Consider the following 22,988-nt stretch of genomic DNA (forward strand, 5'->3'; position numbering starts at 1 on the left):
GAGAGTGAACACTAATTACCACGGGGTTTCTTTTGCCTTTTTTTCTGCTTAGTAAATTTCTTAAACATTTTAGTTAAGGTTAGTTGCACTTAAAAGCAGCTAAATTGCAGTGTTTAAGACTTAAAAAACGCCAATACAGAAAATAGACAATGACTAGGGCTTCTTTTGCCTTTTTTTTCGTTTGGTAAATTTCTTAACGTTTGTAGCTAAAAGAGCCCAAGAGAGGTGTCATCCCGCTGCTTGTTAGCGGGATCTATGTTAAGAGATACCGCGAATGAATCGCGGTATGACGTAGGACTGCTGTCATCCCAGTGCCCCTATGATGTCATTCCAGTCTGGAATCTAGCCTTTATTATTTGGTTGAAATTAAGTCTTCTGGATCCCAGTGTCAGCTACTTTCATAACATCATCATAAAGTAAAATGAGATCCCAGTGTTAGCTACTTGGATGACAGGGGAAGGTATTAGGATGACACCGTCATAAAGTAAAATGAGATCCCAGTGTCACGCACTGGGATGACATTATAGAGAGGCACTGGGGATGAACAGCTACCCTGACAATCGTCATCCCGCTGCTTGTTAGCGGGATCTAGAGATACCGCGGCGGTATGACGTAGAAGCTATACTTTTATAACCCAGTGTCCAATCTGGATTCCAGTTAGCGTTTTTAGTAACTAAGAAAAGTGCTTCCCCTTTTTAGAGAACTGCATATAATAGATTTGACATTGCAGTGCATTGTGCAAACAAAATTCCCAATACTACAGGAGGCTTTATGAATAAGAAATTTCTCTATTCACCATTGTCAATAAAAAGCATAGGAGAAAACGGTGTATTTTCTGGTTATGCTAGCGTTTTTAATATAGTTGATAAACAAAATGACCTGATCTTACCCGGAGCATTTAAGGAAAATTTAAACAGAAATAAAATAAAACTCCTTTGGCAGCACAATCCAGGTGAACCTATAGGTAATATTATAGATATTTGCGAAAATGATGTTGGCCTGTATATAACCGCACACTTACTTTTGGGCATCCAAAAAGCAAAGGAAGCGTACTTAATGCTCAAAACTGGAGTAATCAATGGACTTTCCATCGGCTATATACCTATAGAGTATGATGTTGATCATAAAAGCGGAGCTAGAGTGTTAAAACAAGTGGAATTATGGGAAGTCAGTTTGGTCACTTTTCCTGCAAACTTAGCTGCTCAGGTAATCAATGTGAAAAATCAGAACAATGAACAGGAAATGTTAGCAAGAGCGATAGAAAAAGCAAATGCTGTACTTACAGACATGTACATTTCTGCTTAAAGTGTATTAGGCGGGCAAAGACTTTACCATAATTTGATACCTGCGTTAGTATTTATTTAACATTTATACTAATATATATAACTTTACTACTGTTAAAATTTTCTGTAAATCGAAGTTAAAAAATAAGGTAATTTTATGCTAAATACTAACAATACGGTTAATTATGAAATTAATGTTAAACGAAAGGAAAAAAAATACAGTTGGTCTACTGTATTTGCTTGGTTGTACTTAAAAACGATTGGACGAATACTACCAAAGAAATGGAACAAATGGGCGGAAAATATTCTATCTAATAAAGTAACATTTCAAGATACGACAATGCAGACCGAATGTGTTGAAACAACGGATAAAAATATTGGAGCTGACTTAAAACCTGAGGTTGCAGAAAAAGGGAGCCAGAGTGAAGTAATAAGTAAGGATGGAGAGGTTCAAACTGAAGAAAATAGTGAGTTCACTGATGAGAGTTGTTTTGATACTATAGTAAATGATGAATTCATTGATGAAGAATACGATAGTATGGAAGAAGTAAGCATAGAGGAGGAAGGTGTAAGTCAGGAACTAGAACTTGAGCGTTTACAAAATGCCTTCTTAAAAAAGGAAAATGAGGATTTGGAATCTAAACTTGCAGAATGCAAAGAAGAGTTGGTAGAGGTGAAAGAAAAAGACACGAAAATAAATAGTTTAATGCGGTTAAATGAAGGATTAGATGAAGATAAAAAGGAAATGGATGCTAAAAATAACGAACAACAGCGCACTATATCTGATCAAGAGAAAAGAATAAGAGAGCAAGAAGCTTTCATTAAATCACTTATCGATAAAAATAAAGATATAAATGAGGCTGTTAAGAAAGACAATGAAGATTTGTAAGCGCAAGTAACAAAACTCAAGGAAAATTTATCTGTAAAAGAGAAGGAGTCAACAGAACAATTGGAGAAGATAAATTGTCTACAGCAAAAAGAAACAGAATTGAAGCAAGAAAGAAAGGAAGATGTTGAATTAAAAGACAGAATTAATGCTTTAAATAGTGAAAAAGAGGAGCAGTTAAAAGCTATGAAAGAAGAACGCAAAATGCATGAGGAAAGTCAGCGTGAGTTAGAACGCAAATTAGAGAGCTTGGGAAGTCAATTAAGAACTGCTGAAGTAGAGAAAAAGAGCTCAGAAAATGAGATTGCTAGGTTGCAAGAACAAGTGCAGATCTTAGAAGGAAGTAAAGAATGGGAGTTAGCTGGAATAGGTGATACCTTAAATAAAACTTCTTTGAGCGTGATGGAATTGTTAGCGCAGCAACTACCACTAAATAATCAAGAGCAACAACTACAGGGAAAAAAAGTTGACTTAGAAGATAAATTAAAAATTTTAATCAGTCAGCTAAACGCTACTGAAGAAGAAAAGCAGATCTTAGAAGGAAATAAAGCTGAAGAAATAGAAAGACTAAAGGCAGAATTGGAGAGAAAATTAGAGTCTTCACAAGGGGATAATAAAAAGTTACAAGAGCAAGTTGAACATCTGAATGTAGAATTAGAAAAAGTAAGAAGTGTTGCAATGTCATCTGTTAAAGCGCATACAGACACACTTGGAGAAAATTACGAGTTGAAAATACAGCAAGTTGAAAATTCAACAGCTGAAGATGAACAACAAAATGGGAAGTTAACAGAGAAAGATACACAAGAACAGACAAAAGCTCAAGGATCAAGTATAATAAGCTTAAAGCCAGCATCTACTAAAAAATCACTTAATTATTGGGAGTGTTAAATAAACTGTGTCAAACCGCATTTTTAGTTCAACTCAATTTTCAATCTGCCAGGAAAGAAAACATCAAGTTGAGAGATAGTTAATGCCCAATCATGTACAGGCATCGTCCACTTTTCCTCTGCCTTCTTTATAGCACAATATACCTGCTTATACAAGGCATTTATGCTGGTAAATGAGCCTTTGGTCTTAGTGAATTTCCTAATTTGCCTATGTAGCCCCTCTATGGGATTGGTGGTGTAGATTATCCTCCTAACTGGACCAGAATACTTAAAATAACCAGACAAGTTTTCCCAATTATTCTGCCAAGATTTTATAACCATAGGGTACTTTGTGCCCCATTTTTCATCCAATTCCAACAGATAATTCTCGGCAATTTCCTTGCTTGAAGCTTGATATACCTTCTTTAAATCGCTCAAAAAACTCTTCGCATCTTTACTGGCCACATACTTCAGTGAGTTGCGTATCTGATGCACTATACACATCTGCACTTCCGCATTAGGAAAGACACTGTTTATAGCTGCAGGAAAGCTTTTCAGCCCATCAACGCAGGCAATAAGGATATCTTCTACTCCTCTTTCTTTGAGGTCATTTAGCACTCCCAACCAGAAGTTAGCTCCTTCACTTTCAGCCAAATAAAAACCTAATACTTCTTTTTTGCCATTTTGATCTATGCCTAATATGTTATACATGCATTTACTTACGCAATGCCCGTCCTCTTTGACTTTAAAAAACCATGAAAACTATCGGATATACAGACTGCAGCGGGCGACTACGCCATTCGTTGATTACTGGTAGCAATTTGTCAGTAATACTTGATATCTCTGCCGCCGATATTTTGTGATCATAAATTTCCTCAACATGTGACACTATATCTCTATAGCCCATACCACTGGCAAATGTGCTCAAAATCTTCGTTTCAAGCTCTGGATGTAAGTTTGTTTGCCTTTTTTTGACTATTTGTGGTTCGAAACTTCCTTCCCTATCTATTTGGCGTCAAAAGCTCAAATGACCCTGCGCTTGTACGTAAAGTCTTTGCATTCCTCCCATTTCTTCGATTATTCTCTTCGCTTTCAGCCGACAAGTGGTTTTCTATTTCACCTTCCAGGCTTACCTCCAGCAACTTTTTTATAAACGGTGTTAATGCTCCATCTCTTCCTGTCAACGGTCTTCCTTCTCGTATAGACGACAGGATATTTGTTTCTAATTCTTTATAATCTACCAAACCGGTAGTTCTGTTTACTACTTTCTGACTCATTGTCAAACCTCCATTTTTTTATATCAATTTATTACTTTTTTTTCGGTTTGACACAGTTTATTTAACACTCCCTAATTATTCTATGAAATCAACTCAGTCAAACGTTTCAAAGGTTTTCTATAAGCTTTTTAGGGATAAGAATCTTGATGACTTTTTATCTAGGAAAAACGAGGAGTTAAAAAAAGGTTTTCCTGAATTTAAAGAAAAGCACTTTTGCCATAACGTACTTGATGAAACCATAAAATCTCTATCAAATAAAAATAGTGGAAAATTTGAAAGTAAAGAATTACTTAAATTATTAGAAAGTAATTTAAAACAATCCGCAAGGGAGATCATAGAAGCCAAGGTTAAAGAAGTTGTCAACAAACATTGTAACATTGGAGAAAATGTAGGTAAAGAACCACGAGATGGCACGTTAAAAGCCAAGTTGTCATCTTCTGTTGTAAAATGTGTAAAAAAATTAGAATTTAACAAACAAGAAGGGGTAAATAAGATTGTAGACTCTATCTTGCACAGCTTTAATAGCAAGAATAATAATAATAACGACTCAGGAGAATTACTTAAAGAAATTGTTACAGGAAAATTAACAGAGGCTAAAATGAAATGTTTTTCAAATAAGATTCAAGAGTTACAACTGACACCAAGTATAAGAGATAAATTTTTATCTCTAGATCAGAAAATGTGTAATCAAACTCAAGGAGGAGTAAACGAATACCAATTAACAGAAAAAGCTAAAAAAGAATACACACCTAATTCCTCGATGAGTCACACTAATATTGCAAGCATACATTCATTGAACAGTTGGAAAGCAGTTAGAGTAGGCTCTTAGCATAAAGCACCAGCTCCTCTTTTGTTAAAGTGTAGGAGCTGTCTTCCCAATGTTGTTTTAGCAATTCCAAGCTCCTACCTAAACTTTTTCCTGGCTGGTGACCTATACTTATTAAATCATCGCCAGATAAAGGAAATTTTGGAATATTGAATGTATTAGCAAACGAAATGTATTTATCAACATTTTCTCCAGACTCAACACCACAAATTTTTACTAAATCACAATATAATTCTCTACCAAATAAAGATATGTATTTTTTTTGCTCTTTTTCTGAAAGTTCTGTTTTGATATCGTTGGATAGTAAAAATAGCAGCTTTTTCTTTTGCTTGTTTGAAAGACGTAAAAATTTGCTTACATATTCTCCAAGACTTAGCCTGTCATTTTTGGTGGTCCTAAGGAGTAACGCTAATTTTACTAGTGCATCAGTGCCGAAAAGAAGTGACGAAGACAGAATTTCGCATTTTACTTCTTTTGGGATAATCTTTTGCAAAACATCAGATTCTTGCATGCTCTTAAGTGTTGGAAAAGGATCATTGCACTCCAGCAATTTAAGTATTTCATCTCTTATTCTCTCTCCAGAGAGGTTTTGGATCATATGCGAATGCTTTTTGCATACGCTTAGTATTTCATCACTCAAATCTCCGACACATATTTTTGCATGAAAACGAAATGCTCTTAAAATACGTAGATAGTCTTCTTCAATTCTATCTTCAGCGTTGCCTATAAAGTTTAACCTTCGCGCCTTTAAGTCCTCTATACCACCAAAGTAATCATATATATGGCCATGCTTATCTGCATATAGAGCGTTAAATGTAAAGTCACGCCTTGAAGCATCAGCTTGCCAATTATTAGTAAATTCTACTTTCGCATGCCTGCCATCACATTTCACATCATGCCTTAATGTTGTAATTTCAAAAGACCTCTGATTTAAGATCGCAGTTATAGTTCCATGTTTTAAGCCAGTTGGAATAGTTTTTATATTACGGAGTTTTAGCGCTTTCATCACCTGATCAGGAAGCAAATTGGTAGCGAGATCAATATCATGGACATCACGCTGCAAAATTGAGTCTCTCATACACCCGCCGACAAGCCTAGCCTCACCACCAAATTTCTCTATGGCATCGATGATTAAACTAGTTTCATGGTCAACTTGCATTTAGGTTAGTATGTACTGCAAGTTCATATTATATGAAATGCTTGCAAAAGCCCTATATAAAAATATACAGGGCTATGAAAATTTACTTTACAAGTATTGGTTGCTGATGATGAAATGCTTTTTCCACCCTTGTTTCTTCAATACCACACGATGGGTTCAAAGAGTCTTGCTCTTCAGAGCGCTCTATGTATTGCTTTATATCACTAACGCACTGCCCTACAACAACATCAATTTTTCTATCAGCATTTTTCTGCCAATAACTCATCAAATCTCTTCTCAACCTTTGCTCTCTCAGAGATATCCTTTGAAACGTTACAATATTCCAAGATCTCATCTACCTGAAGTTTTTTTGCTAATAGAAAGTCTTCTTGCTCTTGCTGCTGTCTTATTAATTCTTGAGTTACAATTTCAGCTCTAGAGTAATGATTCCCTCCAAGATATATTGTTTCTCGCTCTTTACTACACCATAACTCGTCATTTAATTTATAACTCTCACGATTAAATACCTGATTTAACTGATCATCATTATTTATCATTTGTGGATCTGGCTCAAACTTTTTTTGCTCCTCGCTATTATTATCTTTGTAGTAGACATTAATTTCAATGTTAGCTAAAGAAGCTAACATACTAATTTCTCCAATGAAAGGAAAATAACTTTTACTTTCTATTGCTTCTAGATAGGCTTGATAGAGTTCAGGTTTGTCAAGAAATGAGCGTGTAATAAATTCACTGTTATATTGGACATCGTACTCATTTTCACCAAGGGCCTCTGCATATTCTCTTAAATCACGCATAGCTTGATCATGCGATATATTAAATTTGCTAACAGCTTTACTTACTAACCTCTTCACATTACCTTCAGCATTTTTAATTTTCCTATTTGTTTGCTCAACCAACTCCTTTATTCTATCAGACTTACCAGTTAAATCCCCTGGCTTGTTTAAAAACATATTAAAAACATTTTCTAGATGATCTCTTAAAGGAGCTGGCATACTTGCATCATCCAATGACTCAAACTGACTTAAAAATTTGTGCCATTCCATTCTCATATCTTGCGCTCTTTCAGCTTTATATGGACCAGAGCTATTATCACCAAACACAGCATGAAAAAAACAATTGCCATCGCCCGCAGTATTATACTTAACTACTTGGCTATTAGTTGGTAATTTCCGTTCCCTAGATTGAAGCATAATTTTTACCTTAATTTAAGCTATATATTACTATACCAACAAAACTGTCAATAAGTAACTAATTAAGTATAGCAGAAATTCTTAAATTGTGCAATAATTATGGCTTTAAATAGCAAATATGAGCTTTAACTGTGGTATAGTTGGGTTACCAAACATAGGAAAATCAACCTTATTTAATGCACTTACAGAGTCAAGTGCAGCCGAAGCTGCAAATTATCCTTTTTGCACAATCGAGCCAAATATAGGCAAGATTTCGATAAAAGATCAGCGTTTGAAACAAATCGCAGCAATTGCCGGTTCAGAGAAGATAATTTATAATCAATTAGAAGTTGTGGATATTGCAGGTCTTGTAAAGGGCGCAAGCAAAGGTGAAGGACTCGGCAATAAATTTTTAAGCCATATCAGAGAAGTTGATGCCATCGTGCATCTGCTCAGGTGCTTTACGGATGACGATATCAGCCATGTACACAGTAAAATAGATCCAATATCAGATGCTGAAGTGGTGGAAATGGAATTAATCCTAGCTGATATTGACAGCATAGAAAAAAGGCTTCCTCAATTGGAAAAGAAAGCAAAACAAGGTGATAAAGAGCTAAAGAGACAACTTGAATTAATGCAAGAGGTATTAGCTACTTTAAAACTCGGTAAACCTGCAAGAAGTTTGGAAAACATGGACGAAGCCGAGATGAAGTCGCTTCAATTGCTCACAACAAAGCCCGTTATGTACGTTTGCAATGTTGAAGATACAAATGTTATAACTGGCAATGAATTATCTAGAAAGGTAGAGAGAATGGCGGAGGAAAATAAAAGCAAATTTTATTGCATTTCAGCAAAACTTGAAGCAGATATTGCAAATCTTGATAGTGAAGAGGAAAAACAGAGTTTTTTATCAGAATTTGGCTTACAAGAATCAGGCCTTGATGGGGTAGCGCGTATTATGTATGAAGTGCTGAGTATGATAACTTTCTTTACTGTGGGCCCCAAAGAAGCACGGGCATGGCCAGTAAAAATAGGATCAACAGCTGATAAGGCAGCAGGTGTAATCCACACTGATTTTGAGAAAGGCTTCATAAAAGCAGAAACTATAAGCTTTGCAGACTACATAAAGTATGGAAGTGAATCAGCTTGCAAAGACGCAGGAAAAATTCGCTTTGAAGGCAGAGATTATATCGTACAAGATGGTGATATAATGCACTTTAGGTTTAATGTGTAGTTTATTATGCAGCCACTTATTTAAAGTTAAGTTTTCTGGATCCCAGTGTCTGGGCACTGGGATGACAAGAAAGGGAGCACTGGAATTTTTGTTTCAATATTTGTACATTAGCCATGCATCTGAACAGATACCTCCCCTAAACGGATACACTGTAGAAGGAGAGTTTCTTCTCCCCAGTAAAGACTAGATTCCAGACTGGAATGACAGCAGTCCTACGTCATACCGCGATTCATTCGCGGTATCTCTTAGCATAGATCCCGCTAACAAGTAGCGGGATGACGGTTGTCAGGGTGTCATGCAAGTAGCTGACACTGGTTCCTTTATGACGGCAGTGCTCGACACTGGAATCCAGCTTTTAATACAACCCCTCACCAAAAATATTGTGTTTTAACATAAGGTTAGCTACTTTTATACTCACCAACTTAATCTCTAATCAAAATTCCTGGATCCAAGTAGTCAGGGCACTGGGATGACATCCTCCCTAGCGGAGATTGCTCTCAAATCACAATGTTCGTACAGTAAGCACTGACCACTTTGCTTCAATATTTGCGATGCCCCTGAACAGATACAAAAAATCTATTGTTTTTTTATAAATTAAATCCTAAGGCATTTTTTACTGTAGATTAATCATTTGATTATAGTATCATCTTAATTAAGCTTATGCTTGGAATATTTATGAAGAGTATTTTATACTTTGTATTATTAGTTGTTGTATTTGGATCACTGAGCCTATTTGCTGTAGAGCAATTTGAAGAAAAGAAAATTGAATCAGTTCATAAAAACGAAAATGTAGGTGTAAGGAAGCAAGATAGGACAAATCAAAAAGATGAGTTGAAAAGCAACGTCGATGCTAAACAAACACAAGAGGCTGAGAGCAAAAGAGTAACCGATAAAGAGAAGCTGCAACACAACGAGAATAAAGCTTCTGTGGTTGAAAAAACTATAAGTGAAGGTGAAAGGATTGATAAAGGTTTGCCAAATGAACAGCTAGAAGAAAGTACAGGCGAATTTGCTCGAAATTTACCAAATTTGGCCAATAAAGAAGTGAATAAAGATTTGAAACCAGAGCCTTTGCCTTTAAGTGCTGATTTAAATGAGAATACAACTGACCCGCAAAAAAATCTACAAGCTGATCAGAAGATTGATATAAAAGATAATGAACTTTCAAAAAGTGATGCGAGTCAATTATTAGAGGGAAAAAAAGAAAAAGTAGAGAATCAGTTTGAAGAAAAAAAAGTGAAAGAAACAAACAATAATTCTAAGGACCGCAATAGAGTAAAACCTATAACTAAAAAAGATGAAGAAGAGCAAAGTGAAAAGAAAAATTTACAAAAATGGACAAAGCTAAACAGAGAACCAATAAAAGAATGGGGTCATAAAGATATACAAAGCAAGTCAATATATAAACGACAATATGATAGCCTTAATGAGCATCTTCCTACAACTGTATTTATTGATGATTACAGTAAGCAATTTTTTTACTGTATTAAGAAAAATAACTTACCTTGCTTAAGAGGAATAATGAGTAAGCTAGAAAAAATTGGATTAACAACTCAAGAGATACTAAGGTTTAGAAATAAATTGGGTGATACTCCTCTCATTTATTCAGTTAAACAAGGTGAGGTAGACATAGTGCGCTTTCTCTTATTACAAGGCGCTGATCTTAGAGTAGTTAATAATAATTTTCAATCCCCAATTGATATAGCAATCGAAAAAAAGCAGATCAATATAATAAATGCGATTGCCGAAATGATGCCACACCTTTTGGAGGATAGAAAAATAGACAATAAAGAAAGCTCAGCAATTTACGATTGGGCTGTGAAAACGAAAGAAAACAATGAGTCGCAGTGCGATAAGCAAGATGATTAGATTTTTGATATTAATTTTAGTTGGTCATTTATGTTATGGAAACGAAACAAATGATGAAAAAAATCAGATTAGTGATTTTTTAAACGCTCTACATGATGCAAAATACGTATCTTACAGTAAAAAAGACTTTGCTGAATTTTTGGTGCAGTGCCACAAAGAGGGCGTGCCAGAAGATTTTAAGAAAGGTTTTGGCTCTAACTTAAATGGAGCTAATTTTAGCCAATTGTACCTAAGTGGATCTGTTTTTGATGGAGTAAGTCTGATTGGTGCTGATTTTTCTAACACCGATTTATCCGACGTGTCTTTCATTGATGTTGATTTACGTGGTGCTAATTTCTCCAATGCTAATTTACGTGGCATTAAAATAAAAGGTACAAATTTGAGTTTTACAAAATTTGTTTCTGCAAACTTAACAGATATCGTATTTGATCAGTCTCATGTTAGTTATGCTGATTTTATCAGTTCCGATCTCAAAAAAGTAAGTATGCACAACGTAATTGGTTTGCATACTAATTTCTCGAATGTGCAAATGAATCTCTCCAACTTATCAAACTCGAATGTTAGCTACGTAAATTTTAATGATAGTGAAATAAACGATACTGTTATGCAGAAAAATAACCTTGATAATGCAAGTTTCTTTGGAGTGGATGCATATAAATTAAAGATACAATTTTCTTCATTAAAAAATGCTAACATATATGTTGCAGAGTTAAAAGAATCAGACTTTACAGGTAGCAATCTTTCCGATGCCTGCCTTAATTCTTCTATCATAATTAACAGTAACTTCGACGAAGCTAATTTAAGCAACACACAAATTTCCTATGTGAATGACGATAATTCAAGTTTTGTTCAATCTATACTAAATGGTTCCAAGATAAAACATGTATATGTTTCTGGAGCAAGTCTTCAGGATGCTGATTTATCCAATATTGATTTTAGTTTTAGTGAACTGCATCAAGTTAATGTCTCTAATGCTGACATTCGTCACGGAAAGTTTCATAATACTAAAGTTGCGAATTCTAACATGAATGGCTCATTTTTTGACCATTCACTATTCACCTCTGCGAAGATAGAAGATTCAGACCTTTCTACAACTTCAATGTATAAGATAAAAATCCAAGACTCTCAAGTTTATAACAGTACACTTTTTCACCATAATATTGATTCCAGTGAAATAGAAAATTCAACATTCTTTAATTTATTAGCTGATAATTCGAGCTGGTCCAATTTAAAAGTAACTAATTCAAATTTTATTGAAAGCGATTTCAGATCTTCTTTGCTTCACGCTAATGCCTTTAGGAAAACTAGCTTTTTTCTTAGCAATTTGAGCAATTCAACAATTAGTGATATGTCTTTTCACTCTTCAAGCATATATAAAAGTTCAGTTGCTGATGCTCATTTAACAGATTGCAAGTTTGATAATTCAATTTTGATTGACAATCAAGGGCAGAAAAAACTTGCAGGGTTAGAAAATGCTATAACTTCAATTGGAGATTTGCAAGAGAAAATATCACAGGGTGAAAAATTTAATGTAAATTATTCTTACTTTGAATTTAAGAATATGAATTTAGAAAATGCTGATTTTTCTAATTCAACATTGAGTAGAGCAAAGTTTGTAAACGTTAATTTGAATAAGGCAAATCTTGAAAAAACCGATTTGCGCTATACTGTCTTTGATAACTCTTCTCTCATTGGCACCAACTTATCAAATTCTAATTTAGAAGGTTCTAGCTTTTTAAACTCTGATCCAAAAAGCGCCATGTTAAAAAATGCAAAGAAAAATGACCATAAAAAGTGAGGGCATATTATTGGTTCTATCCTCTCCTTCTGGAGCTGGAAAAACTACTATATCAGAAAAATTACTTGAGCGATCAACTAATTTAGTTAGGTCTGTTTCTACGACTACGCGCAAGCCTCGCTCTGGCGAAATAAATGGAAAAGACTATTTTTTCGTTACCGAAGAAAAATTTCACGAGTTATGCGAAGCTGGTCAGATGCTTGAATACGCCAAAGTTTTTGAGAATTTTTATGGTATACCAAGAGATTTTATAGAGCAAAACTTAAGCAGTGGAATAAGCGTTTTACTAAGCATAGACTGGCAAGGGGCATTTCACTTATTCAAGCTCATGAGAAAAAAAGTTGTAAGTGTTTTTATACTTCCCCCTTCAATGGAAGAGCTGAGGTTACGCCTGCAAAAGCGTAATAGCAACAGTGCGGATGAAATAGAGCGCAGATTAGCCGAAGCTCAAAAAGAGATAAGCAAACGTGATAAATATGATTATGTAATAATCAATGATGATATTGATAAAAGTGTAGAAGAGATAAGCTCCATACTAAATAAAGAAAGACTTAAAAAACTAAAAGAAAAACCAAGTCTGGAAGATTTATAAAAGCATCGATCTGCAGCTATAGTTTCTTATCCTATAGCTATACCGCCGCGAACCGTCATACCGCCGCGGTATCTCAGCATAGATTCCGCTAACACGTAGCGGACCGTCATACCGCCGCGGCGCTAACGAGTAGCGGAATGACGGTTTTTCAAATTGTCGTAAGTCAGTTTAGCTATATTTTAGCCAGTAGCACGTTTTGCAGTTACTCACTTTAGCTATATTTATTATTTTTTAAGATTAAATGGTTAAAATAGTAGACAACTGTTCAAGTGAGGATTTGACTATGATAACAGATTTTCTAATAGAAACTAGTTTTCTGCCTTTCCACCTATATTTTGATCACATATACAACGTTTAGCTCAATTTAAAAGTCAAACTTCTTGGTTGTTAGTTTAGTGCTGACAACTTAAATAGCTTTTAATATTGGGGTTTTAGTATGGGTATAGATCTAAGCGCACTAGCTACTAATGCAGATAAGTTAGACGAATGCATAGATAAAAATAAAAAGCGAGAGCAGGATAGAAAAGACGAGCAATTGTATGGCACTATAGAGAGAAAGGTAAAAAAAGAAAAACACAAGCGTGAAAAACCAAGAGGTCAAGATGGAACCCTCAAGAAGTGCAAAAGGTTATTTGAGGAAGGTGCTAGCTCTGAAGTATTAACTAAATTAGAAGAATCACTTAGAGAACAAGAAAAATATTATAGGTATTATGTCCAATGCTTCCTTCCAGTGCTAGATGAAGTAATAGAACGATCGAAAAAAACACCAAATGAAACAAAAGAGCAAGTAAAGCAAGCAATTTCAGAAATTACTTATAATAGCAAATATTGTTTTACCCACAACCAAAATGATCGTAGGGACAGTGAAACAGAGAGTGGCTACGGTAGCGATGTTGAAGATGATCATGAAGTAGAAATAAGCAACGGAATAACGAATAATAATGTTCAATTACTAAAAGCGATCAAAAATGGAAATAACAGGAAATTTAGAAAATATCTAAAAGATTGTACGGATATTAGCAGCATAAAAGATGAAAAAGGAAATAATATTTTACACCTTATTGCATCGCTCGAAAAGAAACAGAAATGCAAGTTTCTGGGTATCCTAATAAAAACGGTCACCAAGGAAGATTTAGCACAACTCATTAATAGTGAAAATCAGGACGCTCTTCAGGTGGCACTAATTAACAAGATAACAAAAGAAAAACATGAGTCTCATACGATCCAAAATAATGATAACACACTTAAGTTTCTTACAAAATTGTTAGAGCATGGAGCCAGCTCTGATAATTTAGGATTATCTACAAAAGAATTACAAGGCTTAAAAGAAGAGCAAAAGACATACTATCGTAATTTCTTAGAAAAATTAGCAGAGCAAGGAAAGAAATCTAAATTAAAGCCAGAAATAAAAATCAATACAGAAGCAAAAATTAAAGAAATTATACCACGTACCATAAATACTCCAGATAGTAATGATAATTATCAATTACATTTAGCAATTAAAAATAATGATAAAGAACTTTTTAAAGAACTATTGCAAAAAGGGGCAGATATTAGCCTTAAAGACACAGATGATAATAATGCTTTACACTTGATTGTTAAACCTGAAACAAAACAAAAACTTAAACTTCTCCATATATTGCTAGAAGCAAGCCAAAAAGAACAATTTATAAAAGCTGTAAATGATAAAAAAGAAGGGCAAACACCGCTCCATCTGGTACTCCAGCGCATACAAGAGAAGAGTGAGAACCGATCACTTAAGAAATTTGAAAAAACAAATAGATATAAAGCCTTAGAGTTATTTTTACAAAACGGTGCAGATATTACCGTGCAAGATAAAGATGAAAAAAATGCTCTGCACTATATTGCTTCATTCAAAGGAGAACAAAAAGTTACATGTTTAGAGTTGATTTTAAATTCGGTGGAAAAAGAGAAATTTAGTAAAGCTGCAAACGCCACTAACGAAAAAGAACGCACACCACTACAAGTAGCGCTAATTACTAAGACGACAAAAGATAAACATAATTTGGTCAATCCTAAGAGCCGTGATAACACGATCAAGTTTTGTGTAAAATTAGTGCAAAATGGTGTTGACCCAAAGCAGTTAATACTACCCGAAAGATTATGGAGCAAAGAGTATTATAAAATTATAAAAGGAATAGAGAAATCAATGGGTAGAGCGCTTATTCCAGATGATATGAGAACTGAACTGAAGTGCAATTTTGGCAAGAAGTTAAAAGCACGCGATATTGTGAAGTATGTCAATAATGTTGTTTGTAAAGTAGTGACAACGCTTGTATTTACTGCTTTAGCCTGTGCGGTAATATTCAGCGCTTCTCAAGGAAGTATTACAATTGCAACTGCCTCATCTATTATAGCAGTTATTGGAGTTTGTTATCTTATTTACTTGAATTTAGAAAATATTTATGAAGGATTTGGAAAAATTAAAGGAAAGTTTACTGAAGAAAAGCAACTTACACTTCAAGATAACGCACCAAAAAATGATACACAATGCAATAACTCTGTTAAGGATATAGAAAATAAGTCCAACGATTTAGAAGAGCAAGAGGTACAAAAATCATCAAGTCAATCAGAATATACAGAAAACCCAGCTACTAAAATGAGCGATGTATCAATACTACGTCAATTCATGAATAAGCTAGTAGGGAACGTTCTATAGCTAGCTACAATTTGATATGCCGTCATTCCGCTACTCGTTAGCGCCGCGGTATAGCACATTTTGCACCTGTTCACTTTAGCTATATACCAATATTTATCCTTTCTTAAAACTAAACATTTAAAATAGTAGATAATCGTTGAAGTGAGGTTTAACTATGATACTAGCAGAAACGCTCTTCTGCCTGTATTTCAATTACATATACAACATTTTAAAATTTAAATCTAGCTTTTTAGTTGTTAGTTCTCAATCTCAAATTGTTAACACTTACAACTACAAAGATACACAAATAGTTAGTTTTTAGTGAGGCTTTGGTATGACAAAAGAAAATTCTACATCTAGTGAGTTAGTACACAACAATGAATTATTGAGCATTATAACGAAAAAAGTAACAAAAGGAAAGCACAAACACCTACACCCAGAAGTTGGGAAAGACAAGACTCTCAACAAATGCAAGGGATTGTTCAAGGAAGGGGCTAGTCCTAAGATATTAACCGAAGTGTTAACCAAATTAGGAGAATCACCTGAAGAACAAGAAAAATATTATAAGTATTATACTCAACACTTCCTTCCAGCATTGAAAAAAGAAATCAAACAGTCAAAAAAAACTAGACCCAACAAAAAAAGAGGAAATAGAACAAGTAATTTCAGAAGCTATTAACAAGAGCAGCAAAAAAGATCATCCTGATAACGTTGATCAAAATGAAATTGGTCGTAGAGGGAGTATGGAGAGTGAAACCGAAAGCGGCAACAGTAGCGATGCTGAAGATGATCATAACGCTAGTAAGAAGCATTCAATCAGTAGTGCTAACACAATAAGTGAAGGGCAAGGAGTAGAGAGAAAGACAACGGGATGACGATTGACAATGGAGACAGTGGAATCGAAAGCGGCAACAGTAGCGAAGCTGAAGATGATCCTGCTGATGAGAAAGACCACATTTCGGGTATACCAATTTCCTACACAGCAAATGAAAACCAAGAAGTGGAGAAAACCAACGGGATAAAGAACAGCAATGTTCAATATACTGATGAGGAACAGCCAATATTCAAAGCAATTAAAAATGGAAATCGCAAGAAATTTGAAGAATATCTGAAAGGTTGTAAGGATATTAGCAGTGCAAAAGATGAAAAGGAAAATAATATTTTACACCTAATAGTTACACAATTAGAGAAAAAACAAAAGTTTGATTTTTTAAATACAGTACTAGATGTGAGTAAGAAGGAAGGAAAAGAGGAAGGAAAAGAGCAACTTAAAGCACAACTTGAAAAAGCTGTAAACGATAAAAATGGCAACGGTCAAACACCACTGCAAGCATTGTTACTTAGTAAAGTAACAAAAGAAAAACATAGTTTTGAGACTACACCTAGAAAAACTTTAACACCTTTTAAAAAACTTATACCACACTACGACAATACAATAGTATCTGATATACAATTGCTCAAATTAGGAGCAAATATTGATGATTTGCAGTTGTCTAAAGAAGAATTACAGGAGTTAAGCGAAAAACAAAAAATATATTATCTTAACTTCTTAGAAAAATTGGCAGAGTCAGTAAAGAAGTCTGAATTAGAACCAGAAATAAAAACCAATACAGAAACAAAAATTAAAGAAATTATAGGGTATACCATAAATACTCCAGATAGTAATCCATTACATTCAGCAATTGAAAATAATGATAAAAAACTTTTTGAGGAGTTACTACAGAAAGGGGCGGATATTAGCCTGAAAGACACAAATGGCAACAATGCTTTACATCATATTGCTTTACTTAAAGGAGAGCAAAAAGTTGCATATTTGGAGTTGATTTTGAATTTAGTAGAAAAAGAAGTGATATCTCAAGATAAATTGAGAGAAGCTATGAATGCTACCAACCAGAAAGAAGACACGCCTCTACAAGCGGTGCTAAAAACAAAAGCAAGGAAAGAAAAAATTGAATATCTAAAGCAAGGAACAATTTTTGATTCAACAGTTAGTTGTGGCAATACAACAAAGTTTTGTGCAATGCTGCTAGAAATGGGCGCTGATCCCTGTTCTCTAGAGTTGGAAGGTCAAACATTTGATACTAAAAAGTATTATCTAACTTTACTTAATTTAAAAGAATATCCAAGAATTACACAAGAAGCACAAAAAAAGGTTAGAGAGCTAAAGGAGAAACTCGAGGAAAAATACCACTGTAAAACTGCTTCAAAAAAATGTCAGTCTGGCATTGAAAAAGCAGGTTCTTTTATAGAAAAAACAGCATCTACTACAGGAAAAGCAGTATCTGCTGCTGGAAAGTACATAGATCCAGCAAAGAGAACCCGTCAAACATTAATATCCATAACAACGGTTATTTTCATTTCAGCTGTAGCATATGGTGTCTCTCAGGGTTACATTGGGGCCCTTGCCGCTTTATTCCTCGCAGCTATTGCTATAGCTACATGTCTTGCTCTCACTTTAGGGTTTAGTGGTGTTAAGAAATGTTTTGAAAAACTAACTAATAAAACAAAGAACTCTACTGACAATGAACGACAGACAAAGCGTGCAAGAAATCCAAAAAGTGAAATGAAAGATACATCAACAAAATCTCCCGCAGATGGGTTAACAATATAACTAGTATACCCTCTTTTCCGGAGCGATGAAGTCAATTTCATCGCTCAGAGTTTTTTCAGCCACTTTTTTATAATCAATTTTTACGTTAATTTGACCTTTCTTTTCTTCAAGCCACGCTATGGTGTGTTTCATCCAGTTTTTATCATCACGCTCAGGAAAATCTTCACGAGCATGAGCACCTCTACTCTCCTCTCGATTGGCTGCGCATTCCATGGTAATAACCGCTTGTGGGATCATGTTAGCAAGCTCCAGTGCTTCAACTAAATCACTGTTCCATATCATACTGCGATCCTCAAGTGAAACATCAGGAATCATTTTTGCTACCTTTTTTATAGCTTTTTTACCTTCTTCTAAAACTTCAGCAACACGGAACACTGATGCGTACTTTTGCATAGTGTTCTGCATTTCGCTGCGTATTTTTGCTACTTTGAGCTTCCCAGAAGCAAATCGCATTTTATTAAACCTATCTATTATCCAATCTGTACAATCTGAGCTCAATTTTTTATGTGGTGTACCGGATTTTAGTTTCTCTTTTGCTCTGAGCGCTGCAGCTCTACCAAAAACCACAAGATCAAGAAGTGAGTTAGAACCAAGTCGATTTGCACCGTGCACAGAGACACATGCAGCTTCTCCAATTGCAAATAGTCCATCTACCACTTCTTCCTTACCTTGCTTCAGCGTGATCACTTCTCCATGATAATTGGTTGGAATGCCGCCCATGTTGTAGTGAACAGTTGGAATAACAGGTATTGGATCTTTAGTGACATCAACTCCAGCAAAAGTTCTTGCGGTTTCGCTGATGCCCGGCAATCTGAGTTTTATTACTTCCGGATCAAGATGCGCTATAGTTAAATACATGTGATCTTTTTTCGGTCCAACTCCCCTTCCCTCTCTAATTTCAATTGTTATTGCACGACTTACCACATCACGGGAAGCTAAATCTTTTGCTTTTGGTGCGTAACGTTCCATAAACTTTTCGCCCTGAGAATTAACGAGGTACCCCCCTTCTCCACGGCACCCTTCTGTCATCAAGCACCCTGAGCCATATATTCCTGTTGGATGAAATTGTACAAATTCCATATCTTCAAGTGGTAACCCAGCTCTCACCACCATGCCATTACCATCACCTGTGCAGGTATGCGCACTTGTTGCAGAGAAATAAACACGTCCATATCCACCTGTTGCTAGCACCACCGAATGTGCGCGAAATCTATGTAATGTGCCGTCGCATAGCGACCAAGCAAGAACTCCGCAGCATGCTCCGGTTTCGCTATCCATAATTAAATCAATCACAAAGTATTCAACAAAAAATTCAGCGTTGAATTTAAGACACTGCTGATATAGAGTGTGAAGGATTGCGTGCCCAGTTTTATCTGCCGCTGCACAAGTGCGCTGCGCTGATTTTCCTTTACCAAAGTGAGTTGTCATTCCACCAAAAGAGCGCTGGTATATTTTGCCATCTTCTGTACGAGAAAAAGGTACGCCAAAATTTTCAAGTTCAATAACAGCTTTAGCAGCGTTTTTACACATATATTCTATTGCATCTTGATCACCAAGCCAGTCTGAACCTTTTATTGTGTCATATGCATGCCAGCGCCAATCGTCTTCACCAATATTACCTAAAGCTGCACTAATTCCGCCTTGTGCTGCAACTGTATGACTTCGTGTAGGGAAAATTTTAGAAATGCAGGCAACTGAAAAATTAGTTGCAGCCATCCCAAGCGTTGCTCTGAGCCCTGCTCCACCTGCACCCACTACTACCACATCATACTCATGTTCTATGATCTCATACGCTGACTTATCCATATTTGCTTATTTTATCATTAAAGGCTTATGATATCACAGAAGTAGAAAAAATCTATACAAGTTTTCTATAGCTAATACCAATTCTCATTATTAGTGAACCACTTTTTCATCCAATAATTTTGATCTTAATGCCATTTAAACCTCGCTATTTTACTTACTTCAGGTGGAACATACAATAAAATGGTTGAGTCTTTATCTGGCTTGCATCCATCGGTAGTTATTACACTAAATAAACAGGAAGTTGGTGGAATGATAAAAGAAACGATTACTCAAAAATTTTCTGAAATGGCCAGGGAAAACCTTGGCAATTTCTCTGAGGAAGAGCAGGAAAAGATTCGTAATGAGTTGCCGGAATTATCGTCTGAAACAGTAAGATAGCTACACGCTTAGCTCTTGAGAAAAAGTGTCAGGGGTTTAGCAGTGGACTAGATAATGATAAAAAGGAGGAAATACTAGGAGAATGTATGAGTAATTTATCCTATGTTGAACTGGAGAATCAAAACGAAGTGGTAAGGTAAATTATATTTCATTAAAGTCATTTATCTTGAAACATAAGCAGGATTTTGTATAGTTGTTTCAATTTGGGTCTGTATATTGAAACAATGCGTGAAAATGACAGGTCATTGTACAAGAGGTACCTAATTTGCCGACAAGAATGCTAGATAAAGAAACTTACATTTCAATTATTTCATAATTTCTGTATAATCTTACAAGCTCAATTGGTATATTATGAAGATAATAATAGGTAATGCTAGTAAAGAATTAGGGGAATCAGTAGTTAACCGGCTAGATGTTCAACCATCCTCTGCTTGGATATCAAAGTTTACCGATGGCGAGGTAAATGTAGAAGTAGCAAATGATCTATATAATCAAGAAGTATACATAGTACAATCTCTTTCTCCCCCTGTGAATGATAACCTTATGGAGCTTCTGCTTATAATTGATGCAGTAAATAGATTAGGAGCCAAAAGGATAGTAGTAATTATTCCTTATTATGGATATAGCAGACAAGATAGAATTATCAAGAACAATGATATGCAATCTGCTTTAAATGCCAAATTAGTTGCAAATCTTATTCAAACTGCAGGTGCAAGTAGTGTTGCAGTGATTGATTTGCACTCAAGTCAAATTGAAGGATTCTTTGATGTACCGATAACTAATTTGAACTGCTTTGAAGCATTTGTTGACTGTATACACACGGAAAATTTGGCAATTGTTGCACCTGATGTTGGAGCAATTGGCAGAGCACGTGCTTTTGCAAAGACTTTAGAGGAAAAGTACAAGATAGGGTTAAGTGATAAGATTATTGTAGTAGATAAATATAGGGAGAAAGCAGGCACATCTCAAGTAATGAACATAATAGGAGAAGTTGCGAATAAAAATTGTGTCATTGTTGATGATATAGTTGACTCTGGTGGAACATTGTGTAATGCAGCCCTTGCTTTAAAAAATTGCGGAGCAAAGTCCGTAATTTCATGCATCACACATGGCGTGCTTTCAGGAAGTGCAGTTGAAAAAATTTCTTCCTCTTCTTTAGATAAATTAGTGATTACGGATACTATACTTCACAAACTTGAAAAAACTGGTAAAATAGAAGTTGTTTCGGTCGTAGATATTTTAACTCACTTCATCCAAGGAGGTAAAGATGCCAGCTAAGTCAACAGAAGACGTTATTACTTCACTAATAGAATTTGCAAATAAGAGAAAAATAACAATTACCAAGGAAGAAATGCTTAAAATTGCACAGCTTGTAAGGATTAAGTTATCAAATGACGAGATTGATCACTACTCCAAAGAACTGACAATGCTGGATTGGATACATGATACTTTATTACAAGTTAATACTGAAGGTGTTTCTCCTATGCGTTATGGCAGTATAGACAAGGACATTCATGTACGCGATGATGTTATAAATTCTCAAAACATTAAAGAAGAGATATTGTCCAATACAAAACCTGAGCATGGGTATTTCGTAGTGCCAAAGGTTATAAACGATTAGGGTAAAATAAGGCTCATATCAATTCTATAATAGATCTACTTTCAAAGTATCCGTTCAGCAGAGTGGCAAAACAGATATAGCTAACCCAAGAAGGTTTCCCTACGTCATACCGCCGCGGCGCTAACAAGTAGCGGAATAACGAATTTGTTGTTTTTCAAATTGTAGGTAAACCTAAGCCACTTTAGCTATAGTTTACTTGCCCCATGATTTTCTTTATTATCAGATATTGCTTTAAATAATATGGAGGGGTAAGTTGTCAGCAATTGCCATCATTGATTTTGGTTCACGTACGATATCGGTAGTTAACATTAGCTACCTGAGGGTCAGAGTCGCCTTTCTTAAAGATATTTTAAGTATACTAGATGTATTATTGATACGTGATAATAAAACTGGGGGTTTTTATGGAAACATCTGAATTAACTTTACTCGACTTACAGGATTTGCTTGAAAGTTTGAAAAGGCATGTGCGTAGTGAAGTAGAAAAATATGTAGATAAAAGGGTAGAAGAAGTCAAAGATGAGGCAGTAACATATATAATAAATAAAGTATTAAACAATATGGTGGGTAATGAGCCACTAAATGAGCTCAAAATAGATAAACCTAAAGAAATTGTGCAAGTTGATGATGATGGCTTAACGCAAAATCAAAAAGTTATTAAAGCTCTTTTTATAGGTAGAACACTTGTTGGAGAATATAAAAAGAAAATGTATGAAGTTACAGTCAGTAATGAGGGAAAGTTTATTTACAATGGGGAAGAATATAGTGCTCCTTCTACGGCTGGTACAAGAATTACCGGTAAAAGTTGCAACGGTTGGGATTTTTTTAAAGTATGCCTTGACCCCAAAGAAAAACTGAGGACTCTGAGTCACCGCCGTGCAAAGTTTCTGTCAACTCAAAATAAATCATAGCTAACGTTTAAGTCATACATCAAAGCTTTTAAGAGGTCTTAGTTTA

The 22,988-nt window shown here is 35.1% G+C and carries 20 protein-coding genes and 2 pseudogenes; 18 read left to right on the top strand and 4 right to left on the bottom strand.

Going from position 1 to position 22,988, the window contains the following annotated elements:
- Positions 1 to 255: 255 nt before the first annotated feature.
- From OOK87_RS05410 to OOK87_RS05425, 4 genes are all read left to right on the top strand, one after another.
- A complete protein-coding gene (locus OOK87_RS05410; protein WP_264688295.1) occupies positions 256 to 420 on the top strand; it encodes a hypothetical protein in 165 nt (54 codons plus the stop codon).
- A 351-nt stretch (positions 421 to 771) separates the two neighbouring features.
- Entirely contained in the window at positions 772 to 1,305 is a 534-nt protein-coding gene (locus tag OOK87_RS05415) for an HK97 family phage prohead protease (RefSeq protein WP_253309059.1), read from the top strand.
- Between the two features lie 135 nt (positions 1,306 to 1,440).
- The gene (locus tag OOK87_RS05420) at positions 1,441 to 2,172 is read left to right on the top strand and encodes a hypothetical protein (RefSeq protein WP_264688296.1); all 732 of its coding nucleotides are present in this window, start codon (positions 1,441 to 1,443) and stop codon (positions 2,170 to 2,172) included.
- 60 nt (positions 2,173 to 2,232) lie between these two features.
- Entirely contained in the window at positions 2,233 to 3,057 is an 825-nt protein-coding gene (locus OOK87_RS05425; RefSeq protein ID WP_264688297.1) for a coiled-coil domain-containing protein, read from the top strand.
- Between the two features lie 23 nt (positions 3,058 to 3,080).
- Here OOK87_RS05425 and OOK87_RS05430 read toward each other — a convergent pair.
- Positions 3,081 to 4,312, bottom strand: a pseudogene (locus tag OOK87_RS05430) (IS256-like element ISWpi15 family transposase).
- Positions 4,313 to 4,394: 82 nt separating this feature from the next.
- Here OOK87_RS05430 and OOK87_RS05435 point away from each other — a divergent pair.
- Positions 4,395 to 5,141: a hypothetical protein gene (locus OOK87_RS05435; RefSeq protein ID WP_264688298.1), complete on the top strand. Its 747-nt coding sequence runs from the start codon at positions 4,395 to 4,397 to the stop codon at positions 5,139 to 5,141.
- On the opposite strand, the gene OOK87_RS05440 is transcribed toward OOK87_RS05435, so the two are convergent.
- Positions 5,125 to 6,297: a CCA tRNA nucleotidyltransferase gene (locus tag OOK87_RS05440; RefSeq protein ID WP_264688299.1), complete on the bottom strand. Its 1,173-nt coding sequence runs from the start codon at positions 6,295 to 6,297 to the stop codon at positions 5,125 to 5,127. The genes OOK87_RS05435 and OOK87_RS05440 overlap by 17 nt on opposite strands.
- An 82-nt stretch (positions 6,298 to 6,379) precedes the next feature.
- A pseudogene (locus tag OOK87_RS05445) lies at positions 6,380 to 7,487 on the bottom strand (hypothetical protein).
- 118 nt (positions 7,488 to 7,605) lie between these two features.
- Here OOK87_RS05445 and ychF point away from each other — a divergent pair.
- The 9 genes from ychF to OOK87_RS05485 all read left to right on the top strand — a co-directional run bounded on the left by ychF (position 7,606) and on the right by OOK87_RS05485 (position 18,229).
- A complete protein-coding gene (ychF, locus tag OOK87_RS05450) occupies positions 7,606 to 8,700 on the top strand; it encodes a redox-regulated ATPase YchF (RefSeq protein ID WP_253308924.1) in 1,095 nt (364 codons plus the stop codon).
- Positions 8,693 to 8,887 (top strand): hypothetical protein, encoded by a 195-nt coding sequence (locus OOK87_RS07480; protein ID WP_410529701.1) that lies wholly within the window; start codon positions 8,693 to 8,695, stop codon positions 8,885 to 8,887. The genes ychF and OOK87_RS07480 overlap by 8 nt, the downstream gene beginning before the upstream one ends.
- A 473-nt stretch (positions 8,888 to 9,360) precedes the next feature.
- A complete protein-coding gene (locus OOK87_RS05455) occupies positions 9,361 to 10,569 on the top strand; it encodes an ankyrin repeat domain-containing protein (protein ID WP_406719581.1) in 1,209 nt (402 codons plus the stop codon).
- The gene (locus tag OOK87_RS05460; protein ID WP_264688498.1) at positions 10,562 to 12,367 is read left to right on the top strand and encodes a pentapeptide repeat-containing protein; all 1,806 of its coding nucleotides are present in this window, start codon (positions 10,562 to 10,564) and stop codon (positions 12,365 to 12,367) included. Before OOK87_RS05455 ends, OOK87_RS05460 begins: the two co-directional genes overlap by 8 nt.
- A complete protein-coding gene (gene gmk, locus OOK87_RS05465; protein ID WP_253308926.1) occupies positions 12,351 to 12,959 on the top strand; it encodes a guanylate kinase in 609 nt (202 codons plus the stop codon). The genes OOK87_RS05460 and gmk overlap by 17 nt, the downstream gene beginning before the upstream one ends.
- A 436-nt stretch (positions 12,960 to 13,395) precedes the next feature.
- Positions 13,396 to 15,639: an ankyrin repeat domain-containing protein gene (locus OOK87_RS05470; RefSeq protein WP_264688300.1), complete on the top strand. Its 2,244-nt coding sequence runs from the start codon at positions 13,396 to 13,398 to the stop codon at positions 15,637 to 15,639.
- A gap of 313 nt (positions 15,640 to 15,952) precedes the next feature.
- Positions 15,953 to 16,297 (top strand): hypothetical protein, encoded by a 345-nt coding sequence (locus OOK87_RS05475; RefSeq protein WP_264688301.1) that lies wholly within the window; start codon positions 15,953 to 15,955, stop codon positions 16,295 to 16,297.
- Between the two features lie 64 nt (positions 16,298 to 16,361).
- The gene (locus tag OOK87_RS05480; RefSeq protein ID WP_264688302.1) at positions 16,362 to 16,493 is read left to right on the top strand and encodes a hypothetical protein; all 132 of its coding nucleotides are present in this window, start codon (positions 16,362 to 16,364) and stop codon (positions 16,491 to 16,493) included.
- On the top strand, positions 16,490 to 18,229 hold the full coding sequence (locus tag OOK87_RS05485) for an ankyrin repeat domain-containing protein (protein ID WP_264688303.1): 1,740 nt from the start codon (positions 16,490 to 16,492) through the stop codon (positions 18,227 to 18,229). The genes OOK87_RS05480 and OOK87_RS05485 overlap by 4 nt, the downstream gene beginning before the upstream one ends.
- Here OOK87_RS05485 and sdhA read toward each other — a convergent pair whose 3' ends face one another.
- Complete coding sequence (gene sdhA / locus OOK87_RS05490; protein ID WP_264688304.1) at positions 18,230 to 20,035, bottom strand: succinate dehydrogenase flavoprotein subunit; 1,806 nt, start codon at positions 20,033 to 20,035, stop codon at positions 18,230 to 18,232.
- Positions 20,036 to 20,215: 180 nt separating this feature from the next.
- Between sdhA and OOK87_RS05495 the strand changes: the two genes are divergently transcribed.
- From OOK87_RS05495 to OOK87_RS05510, 4 genes are all read left to right on the top strand, one after another.
- The gene (locus tag OOK87_RS05495) at positions 20,216 to 20,413 is read left to right on the top strand and encodes a hypothetical protein (RefSeq protein ID WP_264688305.1); all 198 of its coding nucleotides are present in this window, start codon (positions 20,216 to 20,218) and stop codon (positions 20,411 to 20,413) included.
- A gap of 351 nt (positions 20,414 to 20,764) precedes the next feature.
- Complete coding sequence (locus OOK87_RS05500) at positions 20,765 to 21,691, top strand: ribose-phosphate diphosphokinase (RefSeq protein WP_253309402.1); 927 nt, start codon at positions 20,765 to 20,767, stop codon at positions 21,689 to 21,691.
- Complete coding sequence (gene gatC / locus OOK87_RS05505) at positions 21,681 to 22,034, top strand: Asp-tRNA(Asn)/Glu-tRNA(Gln) amidotransferase subunit GatC (protein WP_065094978.1); 354 nt, start codon at positions 21,681 to 21,683, stop codon at positions 22,032 to 22,034. The genes OOK87_RS05500 and gatC overlap by 11 nt, the downstream gene beginning before the upstream one ends.
- A gap of 401 nt (positions 22,035 to 22,435) precedes the next feature.
- Positions 22,436 to 22,942: a DUF2924 domain-containing protein gene (locus tag OOK87_RS05510; protein WP_253309401.1), complete on the top strand. Its 507-nt coding sequence runs from the start codon at positions 22,436 to 22,438 to the stop codon at positions 22,940 to 22,942.
- The last annotated feature ends 46 nt before the right edge of the window (positions 22,943 to 22,988 follow it).

Source organism: Wolbachia endosymbiont (group A) of Sympetrum striolatum (genome assembly GCF_947250715.1).
GTDB lineage: Bacteria > Pseudomonadota > Alphaproteobacteria > Rickettsiales > Anaplasmataceae > Wolbachia.